This is a genomic window from Streptomyces sp. NPDC059696, assembly GCF_042733745.1.
Taxonomy (GTDB): domain Bacteria; phylum Actinomycetota; class Actinomycetes; order Streptomycetales; family Streptomycetaceae; genus Streptomyces.
Genome location: NZ_JBHWFG010000065.1, coordinates 1 through 16,715, shown reverse-complemented (window position 1 = coordinate 16,715; position 16,715 = coordinate 1). Strand labels below are relative to the sequence as shown.

The 16,715-nt window shown below is 71.5% G+C and carries 15 protein-coding genes; 13 read left to right on the top strand and 2 right to left on the bottom strand.

Annotated features, from left to right (window positions below; translation table 11 throughout):
* The first annotated feature begins 348 nt into the window (after window positions 1–348).
* Window positions 349–2,325, top strand: coding sequence for a threonine--tRNA ligase (gene thrS / locus ACFV20_RS36125; protein ID WP_385665305.1), 1,977 nt, complete (start codon window positions 349–351; stop codon window positions 2,323–2,325).
* A gap of 66 nt (window positions 2,326–2,391) precedes the next feature.
* Window positions 2,392–2,949: an HIT family protein gene (locus tag ACFV20_RS36120; RefSeq protein ID WP_385665304.1), complete on the top strand. Its 558-nt coding sequence runs from the start codon at window positions 2,392–2,394 to the stop codon at window positions 2,947–2,949.
* A 121-nt stretch (window positions 2,950–3,070) separates the two neighbouring features.
* On the opposite strand, the gene ACFV20_RS36115 is transcribed toward ACFV20_RS36120, so the two are convergent.
* Window positions 3,071–4,738 carry a hypothetical protein gene (locus tag ACFV20_RS36115; RefSeq protein ID WP_385665303.1) on the bottom strand — a complete coding sequence of 556 codons (1,668 nt, stop codon included), beginning with the start codon at window positions 4,736–4,738 and terminating at the stop codon, window positions 3,071–3,073.
* Window positions 4,739–4,909: 171 nt separating this feature from the next.
* A complete protein-coding gene (locus tag ACFV20_RS36110; RefSeq protein ID WP_385665301.1) occupies window positions 4,910–7,108 on the bottom strand; it encodes an elongation factor G-like protein EF-G2 in 2,199 nt (732 codons plus the stop codon).
* Between the two features lie 219 nt (window positions 7,109–7,327).
* On the opposite strand from ACFV20_RS36110, the gene pgsA reads away from it, so the two are divergent.
* The 11 genes from pgsA to yajC all read left to right on the top strand — a co-directional run bounded on the left by pgsA (window position 7,328) and on the right by yajC (window position 16,609).
* Entirely contained in the window at window positions 7,328–8,092 is a 765-nt protein-coding gene (gene pgsA / locus ACFV20_RS36105) for a phosphatidylinositol phosphate synthase (protein WP_352098300.1), read from the top strand.
* Complete coding sequence (locus ACFV20_RS36100; RefSeq protein ID WP_385665300.1) at window positions 8,089–8,997, top strand: phosphatidylinositol mannoside acyltransferase; 909 nt, start codon at window positions 8,089–8,091, stop codon at window positions 8,995–8,997. Before pgsA ends, ACFV20_RS36100 begins: the two co-directional genes overlap by 4 nt.
* Complete coding sequence (locus tag ACFV20_RS36095; protein ID WP_385665297.1) at window positions 8,994–10,157, top strand: glycosyltransferase family 4 protein; 1,164 nt, start codon at window positions 8,994–8,996, stop codon at window positions 10,155–10,157. Before ACFV20_RS36100 ends, ACFV20_RS36095 begins: the two co-directional genes overlap by 4 nt.
* 393 nt (window positions 10,158–10,550) lie before the next feature.
* Window positions 10,551–11,093 carry a hypothetical protein gene (locus ACFV20_RS36090; RefSeq protein WP_366713476.1) on the top strand — a complete coding sequence of 181 codons (543 nt, stop codon included), beginning with the start codon at window positions 10,551–10,553 and terminating at the stop codon, window positions 11,091–11,093.
* A gap of 136 nt (window positions 11,094–11,229) precedes the next feature.
* A complete protein-coding gene (gene pdxS / locus ACFV20_RS36085; RefSeq protein ID WP_361119336.1) occupies window positions 11,230–12,135 on the top strand; it encodes a pyridoxal 5'-phosphate synthase lyase subunit PdxS in 906 nt (301 codons plus the stop codon).
* A 13-nt stretch (window positions 12,136–12,148) separates the two neighbouring features.
* Window positions 12,149–12,757, top strand: a complete 609-nt coding sequence (pdxT, locus tag ACFV20_RS36080) for a pyridoxal 5'-phosphate synthase glutaminase subunit PdxT (RefSeq protein WP_385665294.1) — start codon at window positions 12,149–12,151, stop codon at window positions 12,755–12,757.
* A 48-nt stretch (window positions 12,758–12,805) separates the two neighbouring features.
* The gene (locus tag ACFV20_RS36075; protein WP_234845061.1) at window positions 12,806–13,558 is read left to right on the top strand and encodes a YebC/PmpR family DNA-binding transcriptional regulator; all 753 of its coding nucleotides are present in this window, start codon (window positions 12,806–12,808) and stop codon (window positions 13,556–13,558) included.
* A gap of 124 nt (window positions 13,559–13,682) precedes the next feature.
* Window positions 13,683–14,222 (top strand): crossover junction endodeoxyribonuclease RuvC, encoded by a 540-nt coding sequence (gene ruvC / locus ACFV20_RS36070; RefSeq protein WP_385665291.1) that lies wholly within the window; start codon window positions 13,683–13,685, stop codon window positions 14,220–14,222.
* Complete coding sequence (ruvA, locus tag ACFV20_RS36065) at window positions 14,219–14,824, top strand: Holliday junction branch migration protein RuvA (RefSeq protein ID WP_385665288.1); 606 nt, start codon at window positions 14,219–14,221, stop codon at window positions 14,822–14,824. Before ruvC ends, ruvA begins: the two co-directional genes overlap by 4 nt.
* Before the next feature lie 37 nt (window positions 14,825–14,861).
* On the top strand, window positions 14,862–15,932 hold the full coding sequence (ruvB, locus tag ACFV20_RS36060) for a Holliday junction branch migration DNA helicase RuvB (RefSeq protein WP_385665285.1): 1,071 nt from the start codon (window positions 14,862–14,864) through the stop codon (window positions 15,930–15,932).
* Window positions 15,933–16,117: 185 nt separating this feature from the next.
* The gene (gene yajC / locus ACFV20_RS36055) at window positions 16,118–16,609 is read left to right on the top strand and encodes a preprotein translocase subunit YajC (RefSeq protein WP_385665283.1); all 492 of its coding nucleotides are present in this window, start codon (window positions 16,118–16,120) and stop codon (window positions 16,607–16,609) included.
* Window positions 16,610–16,715: the final 106 nt, after the last annotated feature.

Sequence of the window (16,715 nt, the reverse complement as noted above, 5' to 3'; positions counted from 1 at the left end):
GGCCGGGGGGAGAGGACCGGACAGGCCGGGGGGAGAGGACCGGACAGGCCGGGGGAAGTGGGCCGGGCAGGCCGGGGGGAGAGGACCGGACAGGCCGGGGGGAGAGGACCGGACAGGCCAGGGGGAGAGGACCGGACAGGCCGGGGGAAGTGGGCCGGGCAGGCCGGGAGGAGGGGACCGGACAGGCCGGGGGAAGTGGGCCGGGCAGGCCCGGGGCGGGACCGGTGATGCCCGGGGGGAGGGGCCGCGGAGATCGATTTCGCGTCGGGTGGTCCCGGGTCGGTACGATCCTTACTCGTGCGCGCGCTCGGGTATGGCGCCGCAGCCCCCTTCAGTCAGGAGAGACCGGTGTCAGACGTCCGTGTGATCATCCAGCGCGATTCCGAGCGGGAAGAACGCGTGGTGACGACGGGCACTACGGCCGCCGAGCTCTTCGCCGGCGAGCGTTCGATCATCGCCGCGCGCGTGGCCGGCGAGCTCAAGGACCTGTCGTACGCCCTGTCCGACGGCGACGAGGTCGAGGGCGTCGAGATCTCCTCCGAGGACGGTCTGAACATCCTGCGCCACTCCACCGCGCACGTCATGGCCCAGGCCGTGCAGGAGCTCTTCCCCGAGGCCAAGCTCGGCATCGGCCCGCCCGTCAAGGACGGCTTCTACTACGACTTCGACGTCGAGAAGCCGTTCACGCCCGAGGATCTCAAGGCCATCGAGAAGAAGATGCAGGAGATCCAGAAGCGCGGGCAGCGCTTCTCCCGGCGCGTGGTCACCGACGAGGCCGCCCGCGAGGAGCTGGCCGGCGAGCCGTACAAGCTGGAGCTGATCGGCCTCAAGGGCTCCGCCTCCTCCGACGACGGCGCGGACGTCGAGGTCGGCGCCGGCGAGCTGACGATCTACGACAACCTGGACGCCAAGACCGGTGACCTGTGCTGGAAGGACCTCTGCCGCGGTCCCCACCTGCCCACCACCCGCAACATCCCGGCGTTCAAGCTGATGCGCAACGCGGCCGCCTACTGGCGCGGCAGCGAGAAGAACCCCATGCTCCAGCGCATCTACGGCACCGCCTGGCCCACCAAGGACGAGCTGAAGGCGCACCTGGAGTTCCTCGCCGAGGCCGAGAAGCGCGACCACCGCAAGCTGGGCAACGAACTCGACCTCTTCTCCATCCCCGAGCAGATCGGCTCCGGCCTCGCCGTCTTCCACCCCAAGGGCGGCATCATCCGCCGGGTCATGGAGGACTACTCGCGCCGCCGCCACGAGGAGGAGGGCTACGAGTTCGTCTACACCCCGCACGCGACCAAGGGGAAGCTCTTCGAGACGTCCGGGCACCTGGACTGGTACGCCGACGGCATGTACCCGCCCATGCAGCTCGACGAGGGCGTGGATTACTACCTCAAGCCCATGAACTGCCCGATGCACAACCTGATCTTCGACGCGCGCGGGCGCTCCTACCGTGAACTGCCGCTGCGCCTCTTCGAGTTCGGGACGGTGTACCGGTACGAGAAGTCCGGCGTCGTGCACGGCCTGACCCGCGCCCGCGGCTTCACCCAGGACGACGCGCACATCTACTGCACCCGCGAGCAGATGTCGGAGGAGCTCGACAAGACGCTCACCTTCGTCCTCGGCCTGCTGCGCGACTACGGCCTGACCGACTTCTACCTGGAGCTGTCCACCAAGGACCCGGAGAAGTTCGTCGGCTCGGACGAGGCCTGGGAAGAGGCCACCGAGACGCTGCGCCAGGTCGCCGAGAAGCAGGGCCTGCCCCTCGTGCCCGACCCGGGCGGCGCCGCCTTCTACGGCCCGAAGATCTCCGTCCAGACCAAGGACGCCATCGGCCGCACCTGGCAGATGTCGACGATCCAGCTCGACTTCAACCTGCCCGAGCGCTTCGACCTGGAGTACACGGGCGCCGACGGCACCAAGACCCGCCCGGTCATGATCCACCGCGCGCTGTTCGGCTCCATCGAGCGCTTCTTCGCGGTGCTCCTGGAGCACTACGCGGGCGCCTTCCCGGCGTGGCTGGCCCCGGTCCAGGCGGTCGGCATCCCGATCGGCGACGCGCACGTGGAGTACCTGGAGAAGTTCGCCGCCGCGGCCAGGAAGAAGGGCCTGCGCGTCGAGGTCGACTCCTCCTCCGACCGCATGCAGAAGAAGATCCGTAACGCCCAGAAGCAGAAGGTGCCCTTCATGGTCATCGCGGGCGACGAGGACATGTCCCACGAGTCCGTGTCCTTCCGCTACCGCGACGGCTCGCAGGAGAACGGCATCCCCTTCGACGAGGCCATCGCGAAGATCCTGAAGGTCGTCGAGGAGCGCGCCCAGGTCTGATCACGCGGTGCACCGGCCCCCGGGGAGATCCGGGGGCCTTTGCCGTCCCCCCCAGCTCGACGCCATATGCTGCACTGCATGACGAGTGAGCCGGAGCAGCAGCTGGGAGTAGGGACGCAGGACGCGTTCCAGCGTCTGTGGACGCCCCACCGGATGGCCTACATCCAGGGCGAGAACAAGCCCACCGGCCCGGGCGCCGGCGACGGCTGCCCCTTCTGCTCCATCCCGGCCAAGTCCGACGAGGACGGGCTCGTCGTCCGGCGCGGCGAGCAGGTCTACGCGGTGCTCAACCTCTACCCGTACAACGGCGGCCACCTGATGACCGTGCCCTACCGGCACGTGGCCGACTACACCGACCTGACGGCGGGGGAGACCGCCGAGCTCGGCGAACTCACCCAGCAGGCGATGACGGCCCTGCGCACGGCCTCCGGGGCGCACGGCTTCAACATCGGCATGAACCAGGGCACGGTCGCCGGCGCGGGCATCGCCGCCCACCTCCACCAGCACATCGTGCCGCGCTGGGGCGGCGACACGAACTTCATGCCGGTGGTGGGGCACACACGCGTGCTGCCGCAGCTGCTGGCGGACACGCGGAAGATGCTGGCGGAGGCCTGGCCGGCATAAGCCACGGGCACCCGTGCCGCCCGGGGCGGCACGGGCGGGCGCGGGCGGGCGCGGCGGCACCCCGAAGCGCCGGGCTGCGCACCCATCCGCGCCTCAGCGACAACGCCGGGCACCTCACCGACTACGCGTCGTACACATCCGCCTTCTTCGGCGAAGCCTCCTGCACCGCCCCGCTCAGCGCCGCCGACCTGGATCCGAACTTCTCCACGTCCACCCCGTTCTCCCGCAGCACCTTCAGCGCCGCCGCATGCACCACGCGCAGCACCGGCGTCGCAGCCCGCAGCGCGTCGTCGGCCATGAAGCGGTGCCGCCACGGCTGGTCGGCCCACGCGTGCCGCAGACCGAACGGCTCCGGCAGCGTCAGACTGCCGCCGAGCCAGTTCAGCAGCGGCGGATACCAGGTCAGCGGGGCGCGCGCGGCCAGCCGCACCACCTCGTCGGCGTCGATCAGCGGCAGCTTCACGGTGCGGGTCTCCCAGAACCGGAAGGCCTTCTGCACCGACTTCTCCTTGGCCGCGGGCTTCTCGTTGAACAGGGAGTTGACCGGCCCCAGGGCATGCCCGGTGACCTCGATGCGGAGCGTGTCGTGCAGCACGGTCACCGTGATCAGCATCGTGATCACCAGGTGGCCGTCCCACAGGGTCCACTGCACACCCAGGTAGTGCCGGTCGCCGCTGCCGAACTGCTGCTTGTTGCAGATGTCCTGTATGGCGTGCGTCCGCACCGTGTACGCGTCGACGTCCGTGCCGCTCGGCCGGGACACCTCCGTCGCCTTCTCGCCGATCGGTGTGACGACCCAGTGCGTGATGGACGGCTTGGGGAAGCCGCCGGTGTTGATGGACGTGCGCTCCAGCATGCCCAGACCGCCCTGGATCGCCACGATGACGTCCCAGCTGCGGAAGGGGTGGAACTCCTTGCCCGGCTCGGCGGAGACCAGCTCCTCGGCCAGCTGCCAGCTGCCCCACCGCGTGCCCATGCCGAGTATGCCCTTGGGGCCGGCGTAGAAGACCGAGTTGGACCGCTGCTCGGCGGCCAGGCGGGCCAGCTCCTTGCGGACCTGCTCGGCCGCGTCACCCGGGTTGCCGGGGACCGCCTCGGGGATCTTGGCGCCGACACCGCCGCCCGACAGCAGGCTCGACCAGCGCTCCCGCAGGTCGCGGGCGGTCCGCTCGCAGATGTGCTTGGCCCAGAACCAGCCGACCACCGGCATGATCACCGCGGCGCGCCCGTACAGGGCCCAGAAGCCCGTGAACGGCATGCGGATCAGGAACAGCACGGCCAGCGCACCCACGGCGACCAGCAGGGTCGTGGCGAGGGCGCCCGTGCGCTTGTCCTCCCGCTTGGCCATGGTGGTGCGCAGCGTGAACACCAGCAGCCACACGAGGAAGCCCGGCAGGAACAGCAGCCCGCAGATGACCGTGATGGCCGAGAGCCGGTTGTCGCGGTCGCGGCGGATGCGGTGGGCCGCCAGACAGTGCTCCACGACGACCTGCGGCTCGATGCCGAAGGACTGGATGACCGGCGCACGTCCGGCACCCAGCATCCGGTCGATCACCGCACGGGAGAAGGCCTCACCGAACCGGGGGCGGAAGATCTTCGCCCAGGAGCGCGGGGGAGTCACCTTCGACTGGTGCCACTCGTTGTCGGCCTTCAGGATCTTGGTGACCTCGTCGTCGCGGTAGGCCGCGGCGGCCAGCGCATAGGTCGCCGCCGTCTGGCCGCTCGCACCCGCGAGAGGCACCTGGGCCCCCGGGCTGAAGTCGAATCCGTCCGTCACTGCCGCCCCCATCGCTGCCGCATCCGCATCTGCGGCCTTCCCGACTTCCGCGCTCCGCACACCTGTTGATCAGGTCATCAGCGTATCCGTCCGCACCGGCGAGCGGGGGCGGGCGGCCCGTCAAGCCGTCCGCCCCCGCGGAAGGGAGCCCCCAGGAGGGAACTTGGTGGCGCCCGGCGCCAACTACGAGGCCACGCGCTCCTCTTCACGCACCCGGTCCGCGACCTGCTGCGGCATCGGTTCGTGCCGCGCGTACCGCCGGCTGAACCCCGCCGTGCCGTGCGCCATCGACCTCAGGTCGATCGCGTACCGGCCGATCTCGATCTCGGGCACCTCGGCCCGGATCAGCGTGCGCCCGCCGGGCGTCTGCTCGGTGCCGAGCACCCGTCCGCGCCGCCCCGACAGGTCGCTCATGACGGCGCCCACGAACTCGTCGCCGACCAGCACCGACACCTCGGCCACCGGCTCCAGCAGATGGATCCTCGCGCCGGCCGCGGCCTCCCGCAGCGCGAGCGCGCCCGCCGTCTGGAAGGCGGCGTCGGAGGAGTCGACCGAGTGCGCCTTGCCGTCCAGCAGGGTCACCCGTACGTCGATGAGGGGATACCCGGCCGCGACCCCCTTGGCCGCCTGCGCCCGCACCCCCTTCTCCACCGACGGGATGAACTGCCGGGGCACCGCACCGCCCACGACCTTGTCGACGAACTCGATGCCGGACCCGCCGGGCAGCGGCTCGACCTCGATCTCGCAGATCGCGAACTGCCCGTGTCCGCCGGACTGTTTGACGTGCCTGCCGCGGCCCGCCGACCTGGTCGCGAACGTCTCGCGCAGGGACACCTTGTGGGGCACGACGTCGACCTGGACGCCGTAGCGGCTGCGCAGCCGCTCCAGGGCGACGTCGGCGTGCGCCTCGCCCAGGCACCACAGGACCACCTGGTGGGTGTCCTGGTTCTGCTCCAGCCGCATCGTCGGATCCTCGGCCACCAGCCGGGCCAGACCCTGGGACAGCTTGTCCTCGTCCGGTTTGCTGTGCGCCTGGATGGCGAGCGGCAGCAGCGGGTCGGGCATCTGCCACGGCTCCATGAGCAGCGGATCGTCCTTGGCGGACAGGGTGTCGCCGGTCTCGGCGCGGCCCAGCTTCGCCACGCAGGCCAGATCACCCGCGATGACGTGGGACACGGGCCGCTGCTGCTTGCCGAACGGCGTGGACAGGGCGCCGATCCGCTCGTCGACGTCGTGGTCCTCGTGTCCCCGGTCGGCCAGTCCGTGCCCGGACACGTGGACGGTCTGGTCGGCGCGCAGGGTGCCGGAGAACAGCCGGATCAGCGACAGCCGCCCCACATACGGGTCGGAGGAGGTCTTCACGACCTCCGCGACCAGCGGAGCGTCCGGGTCGCACGGTGTGAGCTCGCGCGGCCTGCCGTCGATGGTGGTGACCCGCACCGTCTCGTGCTCCAGCGGCGTCGGGAAGCCCCGCGTGATCAGCTCCAGCAGCTCCAGGGTGCCGAGCCCCTGCCGGGCGCCCTCGCCCGCCGGTGCGGCCGCCAGGACGGGGAAGAAGACGCCCCGTGCGACGGCCCGCTCCAGGTCCTGGATGAGCGTCCCGACCTCGACCGGCTCCCCGCCGAGGTAGCGGTCCATGAGGGTCTCGTCCTCGCTCTCGGAGATGATCCCCTCGATGAGCCGGTTGCGGGCCTCCTCGATCAGCGGCAGCTGGTCCTCGACCGGCTCGGACTCCTTGCGCTCGCCGGTCGAGTAGTCGAACAGCTTCTGCGACAGCAGCCCGATCAGCCCGGTCACGGGCGCGTGCCCGTCCGGTGCCGGGGGGCCGTGCAGCGGCAGGTAGAGCGGCAGGACCGCGTCGGGGTCGTCCGCGCCGAAGGCCTCCGCGCAGGTGCGGGTCATCTCCTCGAAGTCCGAGCGTGCCGACTCCAGGTGCGTGACGACGATGGCCCGGGGCATCCCCACGGCCGCGCACTCCTCCCACACCATGCGGGTCGAGCCGTCCACGCCGTCCGAGGCCGAGACGACGAAAAGGGCCGCGTCCGCCGCGCGCAGACCGGCCCTGAGCTCACCGACGAAGTCGGCGTATCCGGGGGTGTCGAGGAGATTGACCTTGATGCCGTCCCACTCGACGGGCACCAGGGAGAGCTGTACCGAGCGCTGCTGCCGGTGCTCGATGTCGTCGTAGTCGGAGACGGTGCCGCCGTCCTCCACGCGGCCCGCCCGGTTCACCGCCCCCGCCGTGAGTGCGAGGGCCTCCACCAAGGTGGTCTTGCCCGATCCGGAGTGGCCGACCAGCACCACATTCCGTACGGACTGAGGGTGGTCGGCCGCTTGTGCCCTGCCGGCGGCCCCGGGGTGTGTCTGTACCTTGTCGCCCATGATCCTGCCTCCCGTGCACGGTGAGGTCACTGTGGGCGCGGACTCGCGGGAGCCGCGTGCGGTGGCGGCTCCGGCGACGCCCGCGGTCATTCGACCTTCCCACTCCCGTCACGGTGCGTCCATACGAACGACGTGATCCCGGTGCCCACCAGCGGCTCGCGGGTTCCCCCGAAAGGGGTCCGGGTGCCCGCACCTCGCCCACGCGCACGCGTGACTACGATGGGCCAGCCGGTGGCCAGCAGGGGCCAGACGGCGACACCGACCCTCGGGAAGGCCATGCTGAACAAGTACGCGCGTGCATTCTTCACGCGTGTCCTCACACCGTTCGCCGCGTTTCTGATCCGGCGGGGAGTCAGCCCCGACACCGTCACGCTCATCGGCACCGCCGGTGTGGTCGCGGGCGCGCTGGTCTTCTACCCCATGGGCGAGTTCTTCTGGGGCACGGTCGTGATCACGCTGTTCGTGTTCTCCGACCTCGTCGACGGCAACATGGCCCGCCAGCTCGGCCGCTCCAGCCGCTGGGGCGCCTTCCTGGACTCCACGCTCGACCGGGTCGCCGACGGGGCGATCTTCGGCGGCTTCATCCTCTGGTACGCCGGCGGCGGCGACGACCTCGTGCTGTGCGCCGTGTCGATCTTCTGCCTGGCCAGCGGGCAGGTGGTGTCGTACACCAAGGCCCGGGGCGAGTCGATCGGCCTGCCGGTCGCGGTCAACGGGCTCGTCGAGCGGGCCGAGCGCCTGGTGATCTCCCTGGTCGCGGCCGGTCTCGCGGGCCTGCACGCGTTCGGTGTCCCCGGCATCCAGTACCTGCTGCCCGTCGCCCTGTGGATCGTCGCCGTGGGCAGCCTCGTCACGCTGATCCAGCGGGTCGTCACGGTCCGCAGGGAGTCCGCGGAGGCCGAGGCCGCAGCCGCCACGCCGGACGGGCAGGACAATGAGGACGAGCAGCAGAACGCCTCCCACGGGAGCGAGGCGGCCACGTGAGCGCACAGGACCGGCTGACGGACGCCCTGTACGGCCTCGGCTGGGGCACGGTCAAGAAGCTCCCCGAGCCGGCCGCCGTACGCCTCGGCCGGACCATCGCCGACCTGGCCTGGAAGCAGCGCGGCAAGGGCGTCCAGCGGCTGGAGAGCAACTACGCGCGCGTGATGCCGGACGCGAGCCCCGAGCGCCTGGCCGAGCTGTCCCGTGCGGGCATGCGCTCCTACCTGCGCTACTGGATGGAGTCCTTCCGCCTCCCCGCCTGGAGCAGGGAACGGATCAAGAGCGGCTTCGACCCCAAGGACCTGCACCACCTCACCGAGGGCATGGCCGCAGGCAAGGGCGTGATACTCGCCCTGCCGCACCTCGCCAACTGGGACCTCGCCGGCGCCTGGGTCACCACGCAGCTCGGCATCCCCTTCACCACGGTCGCCGAGCGCCTGAAGCCCGAGACGCTCTACGACCGGTTCGTCGCCTACCGCGAGGGCCTCGGCATGGAGGTCCTGCCGCACAGCGGCGGCACCGCCTTCGGCACTCTCGCCAGGCGGCTGCGCGACGGCGGCCTGGTCTGCCTGGTCGCCGACCGCGACCTGTCCGCGTCGGGCGTCGAGGTGGACTTCTTCGGCGACACGGCCCGGATGCCGGCCGGACCCGCCCTGCTCGCCCAGCAGACCGGCGCCCTGCTGCTGCCCGTCACCCTCTGGTACGACGACTCGCCCGTGATGCGGGGCCGTGTCCACCCGCCGGTCGAGGTGCCCGAGTCGGGTACGCGCGCCGAGAGGACGTCCGTCATGACACAGGCGCTGGCCGACGCCTTCGCCACCGGGATCGCCGACCATCCTGAGGACTGGCACATGCTGCAGCGCCTGTGGCTCGCGGACCTCGATCCCACGAAGGGGCGCCCGTGAGAATCGGCATCGTCTGCCCGTACTCCTGGGACGTACCGGGCGGCGTCCAGTTCCACATCCGTGACCTCGCCGCGTACTTCATCCGCCTCGGGCACGAGGTGTCCGTGCTGGCCCCGGCCGACGACGACACCCCGCTGCCGCCGTACGTGGTCTCGGCCGGGCGTGCGGTGCCGGTGCCGTACAACGGGTCCGTGGCCCGGTTGAACTTCGGCTTCCTGAGCGCCGCGCGGGTGCGCCGCTGGCTGCACGACGGCGCGTTCGACGTGATCCACATCCACGAACCGACCTCGCCGTCGCTCGGCCTGCTGACCTGCTGGGCCGCCCAGGGGCCGATCGTCGCGACGTTCCACACGTCCAACCCGCGCTCCCGCGCCATGATCGCCGCGTACGCGATCCTCCAGGCCGCCCTGGAGAAGATCAGCGCCCGGATCGCCGTGAGCGAGTACGCCCGCCGCACGCTGGTGGAGCACCTCGGCGGCGACGCGGTCGTCATCCCCAACGGCGTCGACGTCGACTTCTTCGCCGAGGCCGAGCCCAAGGCCGAGTGGCAGGGCGACACTATCGGCTTCGTCGGCCGCATCGACGAGCCCCGCAAGGGACTCCCGGTGCTGATGAAGGCGCTGCCGAAGATCCTCGCCGCGCGCCCGCAGACCCGGCTGCTGGTCGCCGGGCGCGGTGACGAGGAGGAGGCCGTGGCGTCCCTGCCGGCCGAGCTGCGCTCCCGTGTCGAGTTCCTCGGCATGGTCAGCGACGAGGACAAGGCCCGCTTCCTGCGCAGCGTCGACCTGTACGTCGCGCCCAACACCGGCGGCGAGAGCTTCGGCATCATCCTCGTGGAGGCCATGTCCGCCGGCGCCCCCGTCCTCGCCTCCGACCTGGACGCCTTCGCCCAGGTCCTGGACCGGGGAGCGGCCGGTGAACTGTTCCCCAACGAGGACGCGGACGCCCTGGCCGACGCCGCCGTACGGCTCCTGGCGGACCCGGAACGGCGGGCGGAACTGCGCGCGCGGGGAAGCGCCCATGTCCGGCGCTTCGACTGGTCCACGGTCGGCGCGGACATCCTCTCCGTCTACGAGACGGTGACGGCCGGAGCGGCGGCGGTGGCCGAGGACGAACGCACGACCGGCCTGTGGGGGCGGCTGGGGTTCGCCCGGGACTGAGAGCCGGGGGGCAACCCGGGCTCGCGCGGGGTCGGACCCGGGCGGCGGGGTCGCCCGGGACTGGGAGCGGGGGCACCGGGCTCGCGCGGGGTCGGATCCGGGCGGCGGGGGTCGCTACTGAGAGCCGGGGGCCCGGGCTGGGCTCGCTCGGGGTCGGCATCCGGGCGCCCGGGGTTCGCCCAGGCCGCTCCTCCTGCCCGGGCTGCTCCTCCTGCCCGGGCTGCTCCTCCTGCCCGGGCTGCTCCTCCTGCCCGGGCCGCTCCTCCTGCCCGGGCCGCTCCTCCTGGCCGGGCCCGGTTCGCCCGGGGCGTGACGAGCGGCAGCGGCCTCACCGTCGGCCACGGCAGGGCGGGGTGAACGGTGGGAGCGCTCGTGCCGCTAGCCTTGCCGCCCGTGACCACCACTCTCATCTGGATCGCCGTCGCCCTGGTCGCGATCGGGCTCTACCTGAGCTGGACCGCCGGCCGGCTCGACCGTCTGCACGCCCGGATCGACGCCGCCCGCGCGGCCCTGGACGCCCAGCTGCTGCGGCGCGCCTCGGTGGCACAGGAGCTGGCGACCTCGGGTGTCCTGGACCCGGCCGCCTCGATCGTGCTGTACGAAGCCGCCCACGCCGCCCGGCAGGCCGAGGAGGAGCAGCGGGAGGTCGCCGAGAGCGAACTGAGCCAGGCGCTGCGGGCGGTCTTCGGGGAGACCCCGCAGGTGGAGGCCGTGCGGGAGGCACCCGGGGGAGAGGAGGCCGCCCGGGAACTCACGGAGGCGGTCCGCCGGGTGCCCATGGCCCGGCGCTTCCACAACGACGCCGTACGCGCGGCCCGTGCCCTGCGCCGGCACCGCAAGGTCCGCTGGTTCCGCCTGGCCGGTCACGCCCCCTTCCCGATGGCCTTCGAGATGGACGACGAGCCTCCCTCGGCCCTGGTGGACCGGGCCGCCTGAGCCCCGTTCACCCGGCGTTTCCCGGCCGTCCGCCCGAAAAGGATCCACGGCGTTGCCATTGGCCCTTGATGTGGCCTGGTTCTGTCACGTTTCCTCAGTGCTGCAGAAACCCCTTTTCCCCTCAGCGAGGTCACCCGTGTCCATCTCCGAAAACCAGGCTCCCGAGACCGGTACCGCCCGTGTGAAGCGCGGCATGGCCGAGCAGCTCAAGGGCGGCGTCATCATGGACGTCGTCACGCCGGAGCAGGCGAAGATCGCCGAGGACGCGGGCGCCGTCGCGGTCATGGCCCTGGAGCGGGTCCCGGCGGACATCCGCAAGGACGGCGGCGTGGCCCGCATGTCCGACCCGGACATGATCGAGGGCATCATCGACGCCGTCTCGATCCCGGTCATGGCCAAGTCCCGCATCGGCCACTTCGTCGAGGCCCAGGTCCTGCAGTCCCTCGGGGTCGACTACATCGACGAGTCCGAGGTCCTCACCCCGGCCGACGAGGTCAACCACTCCGACAAGTGGGCCTTCACCACGCCGTTCGTGTGCGGCGCCACCAACCTGGGCGAGGCTCTGCGCCGCATCGCCGAGGGCGCCGCGATGATCCGCTCCAAGGGCGAGGCCGGCACCGGCAACGTCGTCGAGGCCGTCCGCCACCTGCGCCAGATCAAGAACGAGATCGCCCGCCTGCGCGGCTACGACAACAACGAGCTGTACGCCGCCGCCAAGGAGCTGCGCGCCCCGTACGAGCTGGTCAAGGAAGTCTCCGAGCTGGGCAAGCTCCCCGTCGTGCTGTTCTCCGCCGGCGGCGTCGCCACCCCGGCCGACGCGGCCCTGATGCGCCAGCTCGGCGCCGAGGGCGTCTTCGTCGGCTCCGGCATCTTCAAGTCCGGCGACCCCGCCAAGCGCGCCGCCGCCATCGTGAAGGCCACCACCTTCTACGACGACCCGAAGATCGTCGCCGACGCGTCCCGCAACCTCGGCGAGGCCATGGTCGGCATCAACTGCGACACCCTCCCCGAGACCGAGCGCTACGCCAACCGCGGCTGGTAAGGCACAGGAATCCATGAGCGACACCCCCGTCATAGGCGTCCTGGCCCTCCAGGGCGACGTACGGGAGCACCTCGTCGCCCTGGCCGCGGCCGACGCCGTGGCCAGGCCGGTGCGGCGCCCCGACGAACTCGCCGAGGTGGACGGCCTCGTCCTCCCCGGCGGCGAGTCCACCACCATCTCCAAGCTGGCCGTCCTGTTCGGCCTGATGGAACCCCTCCGCGCGCGCGTGCGGGACGGCATGCCCGTTTACGGCACCTGCGCCGGCATGATCATGCTCGCCGACAAGATCCTCGACCCGCGCTCGGGCCAGGAGACCATCGGCGGCATCGACATGATCGTGCGCCGCAACGCCTTCGGCCGGCAGAACGAGTCCTTCGAGGCGGCCGTCGCCATCCAGGGCATCGAGGGCGACCCGGTCGAGGGCGTCTTCATCCGCGCCCCCTGGGTGGAGTCCGTCGGAGCCCGGGCCGAGGTGCTCGCCGAGCACGGCGGTCACATCGTCGCGGTCCGCCAGGGCACCGCGCTGGCCACGTCGTTCCACCCGGAACTGACCGGAGACCACCGCGTCCACGCCCTGTTCGTCGACATGGTGCGGGCGAACCGGACAGCGGGATCCTTGTAGGATTCCTGCGTTCGTTGCTGAGATGGGTTACGCGAAGGAGACAGGCAGATGTCCGGCCACTCTAAATGGGCTACGACGAAGCACAAGAAGGCCGTGATCGACGCCAAGCGCGGCAAGCTCTTCGCGAAGCTGATCAAGAACATCGAGGTCGCGGCGCGGATGGGCGGCGTCGACCTCGAGGGCAACCCGACGCTCTACGACGCCGTCCAGAAGGCCAAGAAGCAGTCGGTCCCGAACAAGAACATCGACTCCGCGATCAAGCGCGGCGGTGGTCTCGAGGCCGGTGGCGCCGACTACGAGACGATCATGTACGAGGGCTACGGCCCGAACGGCGTGGCCGTGCTCATCGAGTGCCTCACCGACAACCGCAACCGCGCGGCCTCCGAGGTCCGCGTCGCCATGACCCGCAACGGCGGCTCCATGGCCGACCCGGGCTCGGTGTCCTACCTGTTCAACCGCAAGGGCGTCGTGATCGTCCCCAAGGGCGAGCTGACCGAGGACGACGTGCTCGCCGCGGTGCTCGACGCGGGCGCCGAGGAGGTCAACGACCTCGGCGAGTCCTTCGAGGTCCTCAGCGAGGCCACCGACCTGGTCGCGGTCCGCACCGCCCTCCAGGACGCCGGCATCGACTACGACTCCGCCGACGCCAACTTCGTCCCGACCATGCAGGTCGAGCTGGACGAGGAGGGCGCCAAGAAGATCTTCAAGCTGATCGACGCGCTCGAGGACAGCGACGACGTGCAGAACGTCTTCGCCAACTTCGACGTGAGCGACGAGGTCATGGAGAAGGTCGACGCGTAGCGCCGGGCTCCGCATTTCCGGGCTCCACCGAGTCAACGGGCCGATGGGACACACCCCGTCGGCCCGTGGCGTTGTCGGTGGTACCCGATAGCCTGCACAAACAGGTGAGCGAAAGGGAGGGCGCGTGCGCGTACTGGGGGTGGACCCGGGGCTGACCCGGTGCGGTGTCGGCGTGGTGGAGGGCGTCGCCGGGCGGCCGCTCACGATGATCGGCGTCGGCGTCGTCCGCACGCCCTCCGACGCCGACCTGGGCCACCGCCTCGTCGCCGTCGAGCAGGGCATCGAACAGTGGCTGGACGAGCACCGGCCGGAATGCGTCGCCGTCGAGCGCGTCTTCAGCCAGCACAACGTCCGTACGGTGATGGGCACCGCCCAGGCCAGCGCCGTCGCCATGCTGTGCGCCGCCCGCCGTGGCATCCCCGTGGCGCTGCACACCCCCAGCGAGGTCAAGGCGGCCGTCACCGGAAGCGGCCGGGCCGACAAGGCACAGGTGGGGGCCATGGTGACCCGCCTGCTCCGGCTCAGCGCACCGCCCAAGCCCGCCGACGCGGCCGACGCCCTCGCCCTCGCCATCTGCCACATCTGGCGCGCCCCCGCGCAGAACCGACTCCAGCAGGCCGTCGCCCTGCACACCGCCACAGCACCGAAAGGCCGGACGGCATGATCGCCTTCGTCAGCGGCACAGTGGCCGCACTCGCCCCGGACGCCGCCGTCGTCGAGGTCGGCGGCGTCGGCATGGCCGTCCAGTGCACGCCGAACACCCTGTCCACCCTCCGCATGGGCCAGCCGACCAAGCTGCACACCTCCCTGGTCGTCCGCGAGGACTCCCTCACGCTGTACGGCTTCGCGGACGACGACGAGCGGCAGGTCTTCGAGCTGCTCCAGACCGCCAGCGGCGTCGGGCCGAGACTCGCCCAGGCCATGCTCGCCGTGCACAGCCCCGACGCGCTGCGCCGGGCCGTGTCCACCGCCGACGAGAAGGCCCTCACCGCCGTCCCCGGCATCGGCAAGAAGGGCGCCCAGAAACTCCTGCTGGAACTGAAGGACCGGCTCGGCGCGCCCGTCGGCGCCCCCGCGGTCGGCGCACCGGCCGGCTCGGGCTGGCGCGACCAGCTCCACGCCGCCCTGATCGGCCTCGGGTACGCGACCCGGGAGGCCGACGAGGCCGTGACCGCCGTGACCCCGCAGGCCGAGGCCGCCGGGGGCACGCCCCAGGTGGGGCAGCTGCTGAAGGCGGCCCTGCAGACGCTGAACCGCGCCCGCTGACCGGACCCGCCGATCCACGACCCTCTGAGGCACATTCATGAACTGGGACGACACGACCGACACCACCGCCGGAGAGCGGCTGGTGGACTCCGTCGCCGACCGTGACGACCAGGCCGTCGAGGCCGCCCTGCGCCCCAAGGACCTGGACGAGTTCATCGGCCAGGAGAAGGTCCGCGAACAGCTCGACCTCGTGCTGCGCGCCGCACGCGCGCGCGGCGCCACGGCCGACCACGTGCTGCTCTCCGGCGCCCCCGGCCTCGGCAAGACCACCCTCTCGATGATCATCGCGGCCGAGATGGGCGCCCCCATCCGCATCACCTCGGGCCCCGCCATCCAGCACGCCGGCGACCTCGCCGCCATCCTCTCCTCCCTCCAGGAGGGCGAGGTCCTCTTCCTCGACGAGATCCACCGCATGTCCCGGCCCGCCGAGGAGATGCTCTACATGGCGATGGAGGACTTCCGCGTCGACGTCATCGTCGGCAAGGGCCCCGGCGCTACGGCCATCCCCCTGGAGCTCCCGCCCTTCACCCTGGTCGGCGCCACCACCCGGGCCGGCCTGCTGCCGCCCCCGCTGCGCGACCGCTTCGGCTTCACCGCCCACATGGAGTTCTACGAACCGGCCGAACTGGAGCGGGTCATCCAGCGTTCGGCCGCCCTCCTGGAGGTGGAGGTCGAGCCGGAGGGCGCCGCCGAGATCGCCGGACGCTCCCGTGGCACGCCCCGTATCGCCAACCGCCTGCTGCGCCGCGTCCGCGACTACGCGCAGGTCAAGGCCGACGGGCTGGTCACCCGGGACATCGCGGCGGCCGCCCTCGCGGTGTACGAGGTGGACGCGCGCGGCCTCGACCGCCTCGACCGCGGCGTGCTGGAGGCCCTCCTCAAACTGTTCGGCGGCGGCCCGGTGGGTCTCTCCACCCTCGCTGTCGCGGTGGGTGAGGAACGTGAGACCGTGGAGGAGGTCGCCGAGCCCTTCCTCGTACGGGAAGGCCTGCTGGCCCGGACCCCCCGCGGCCGGGTGGCCACACCCGCCGCATGGGCGCACCTCGGCCTCACCCCGCCACGCTCCCAGAGCGCCGGAAACGGACAAGGGGACCTGTTCGGGGCGTGACGGCGCCGTCACGCCTCCGGGGCGGCGAGGACAGTGGCCGGAGGGGGAACCCCGGTGCCATGCTGAGCGTTGTTCCATGCGCGCGGACTCGCTTAGACTCCGCCGATGCCGCCTTTGACGGCGGCGTACACACCCCCAACCATCTGGCCGCTCACAGCGCGGTCGTGTGAAGGAAGTACCGACCCGTGAGTCTCCTGACCCTCCTCCCGTTCATCGTGCTCATCGGGGCCATGTTCCTGATGACCCGATCGGCCAAGAAGAAGCAGCAGCAGGCCGTGGAGATGCGGAACCAAATGCAGCCCGGCAGCGGTATCCGCACCATCGGGGGCATGTACGCCACGGTCAAAGAGGTGAACGAGGACACCGTCCTCGTCGACGCCGGTCCCGGCGTCGAGCTCCTCTTCGCCAAGAACGCCATCGGCGCCGTCCTCACCGACGACGAGTACAACCGCATCGTCCACGGCATCGAGCACGACCTGAAGTCCGACGCCGACATCGTCCCGGACGACGCCTCCTCCCTCACCGGGTCCGACGACTCCGCCGCCGACGCCCCCGCTGACGACAAGGCCGTCGACCTCGGCAAGAAGGACGCGGCCGACGGGCCGGCCGACGAGGCGACCGAGGCGACGACGGACGCAGAGCCGAAGAAGACCGACGGCGACTCCGAGGCGAAGTAGTCGTGGGCCCGGGGGGGGGGGCGGGGGCCGGCGCCCCCCCCCCCCCCCCCCCCCCCCACGGCGACACCAACAACAAGGTGACACGCCCCCCCGCCCGCCCACGCGC

Coding starts and splice junctions, on each gene's coding strand:
- ruvA (WP_385665288.1), top strand. CDS start 14,219: ATGATCGCCTTCGTCAGCGGCACAGTGGCCGCACTCGCCCCGGACGCC.
- ACFV20_RS36075 (WP_234845061.1), top strand. CDS start 12,806: ATGTCCGGCCACTCTAAATGGGCTACGACGAAGCACAAGAAGGCCGTG.
- ACFV20_RS36115 (WP_385665303.1), bottom strand. CDS start 4,738: ATGGGGGCGGCAGTGACGGACGGATTCGACTTCAGCCCGGGGGCCCAG.
- ACFV20_RS36120 (WP_385665304.1), top strand. CDS start 2,392: ATGCTGCACTGCATGACGAGTGAGCCGGAGCAGCAGCTGGGAGTAGGG.
- ACFV20_RS36110 (WP_385665301.1), bottom strand. CDS start 7,108: ATGGGCGACAAGGTACAGACACACCCCGGGGCCGCCGGCAGGGCACAA.
- pdxT (WP_385665294.1), top strand. CDS start 12,149: ATGAGCGACACCCCCGTCATAGGCGTCCTGGCCCTCCAGGGCGACGTA.
- pgsA (WP_352098300.1), top strand. CDS start 7,328: ATGGGCCAGCCGGTGGCCAGCAGGGGCCAGACGGCGACACCGACCCTC.
- ruvB (WP_385665285.1), top strand. CDS start 14,862: ATGAACTGGGACGACACGACCGACACCACCGCCGGAGAGCGGCTGGTG.